This window comes from Acinetobacter sp. SwsAc5, from assembly GCF_013391485.1.
GTDB classification, from domain to species: domain Bacteria; phylum Pseudomonadota; class Gammaproteobacteria; order Pseudomonadales; family Moraxellaceae; genus Acinetobacter; species Acinetobacter towneri.
Genome location: NZ_JACAXD010000071.1, coordinates 1 through 1,182 on the forward strand (window position 1 = coordinate 1; position 1,182 = coordinate 1,182).

A 1,182-nucleotide genomic window follows, 5' to 3' on the forward strand; every position below is an offset into this window, starting at 1 on the left:
CATATTATAAATTGGGGGTTGAACATCTTGCTTGGCAGTTGATTCTGCCGTGTTTACTAATACTTTGGCTATTTTATGTTCAAAGGTTTGAACGACTGAATTGTCTTGAGGTTGCTTCTGTTTTTTAGTGATGAGCTGCTGGCAATGGTTCAATTTATTCTGAACAACACCATTCAAATAATCTTTAAGGTTTTGGCAAATACGAAGATCAATTTCTGAGTATGTGGCAGCTAAAACAATTTCATCCATGATGAGATTGGATTGTTCATAGATTTCTGTCAGTTGATGAATATTTTTATCAAAGTCTTGGATTTGATTAATCAGCTCACATGCCTTGTCCATCGCCCTACTCTCCTAGAAATTCACGAATTTCAGCATTGGTTTTTTTATAAGTTTCTAAATGAGCATCAATGAATGAATAGTCATACGACCAGTCACTTGCAACCACTGCTAAATGCTCAAGACATCTTTCTGTAGATTCAGCAGGACAACATACTTCTAGGCATGGATGACCATGTTCTGCAACGATCTTGGCAACTTGATTAAAAGCAGCTTGAATGAAATCGAGATGATTTTGAAACGATATAGCAGTCATAGTTACCTTATTTAAAAGTTACCAATTTGTAGTAATAATTAAATCATTTTAAAAGTAACTTTACAACCTTAAATTAAGTTTAATATATAACAAAGTTACTTTTAAAAGTGGAATCAAAGTTATGGCTAAGGTTTATAAAATTCGAGATGATGAAGTCGACAGCATCAAAGAATCTTTGATGAAGTTCGTCATTGAGAAAAAAGTTTTGATGAAAGAATCAGATGTAATTCATGCTCTGATTAAATATCACCTTAAGAATTTAAAGGCAGATGAAGTTATGAAGTATCGAGAAGAAGTGCTTGATAAAATTGATTAAACATACAAACCTGTCGATATAAGATTATCTATTAATCTGATACTAACAAATAATTAAATAATATCTATATAAATCATACGTTTATAGATAAACGCTTATGCTGTAATTGTTTATCTATAAACTTTAATACTTTATAGGAATCAATATATTAAAGCTGAAATGCTAATTTTTTATAATTTGTAATTATATGTAACTAATAGAACACAGATACCCTATTAGTCTCAAATTTGGGACTAGAGTCCACCATTAGATAACGTGGACTCTTTTTTAT

At 30.9% G+C, this 1,182-nt stretch carries 3 protein-coding genes; 1 reads left to right on the plus strand and 2 read right to left on the minus strand.

The window, feature by feature from the left end; all coding sequences use genetic code 11:
* Both HYG89_RS15880 and HYG89_RS15885 read right to left on the minus strand, forming a co-directional pair.
* The coding region (locus tag HYG89_RS15880) for a hypothetical protein (RefSeq protein WP_178868373.1) at positions 1–342 on the minus strand (342 nt) is incomplete at its 3' end.
* Between the two features lie 4 nt (positions 343–346).
* On the minus strand, positions 347–595 hold the full coding sequence (locus HYG89_RS15885) for a hypothetical protein (protein WP_178868375.1): 249 nt from the start codon (positions 593–595) through the stop codon (positions 347–349).
* A gap of 121 nt (positions 596–716) precedes the next feature.
* Between HYG89_RS15885 and HYG89_RS15890 the strand changes: the two genes are divergently transcribed.
* Positions 717–911: a hypothetical protein gene (locus HYG89_RS15890; RefSeq protein WP_178868377.1), complete on the plus strand. Its 195-nt coding sequence runs from the start codon at positions 717–719 to the stop codon at positions 909–911.
* The last annotated feature ends 271 nt before the right edge of the window (positions 912–1,182 follow it).

Coding starts and splice junctions, on each gene's coding strand:
- HYG89_RS15890 (WP_178868377.1), top strand. CDS start 717: ATGGCTAAGGTTTATAAAATTCGAGATGATGAAGTCGACAGCATCAAA.
- HYG89_RS15885 (WP_178868375.1), bottom strand. CDS start 595: ATGACTGCTATATCGTTTCAAAATCATCTCGATTTCATTCAAGCTGCT.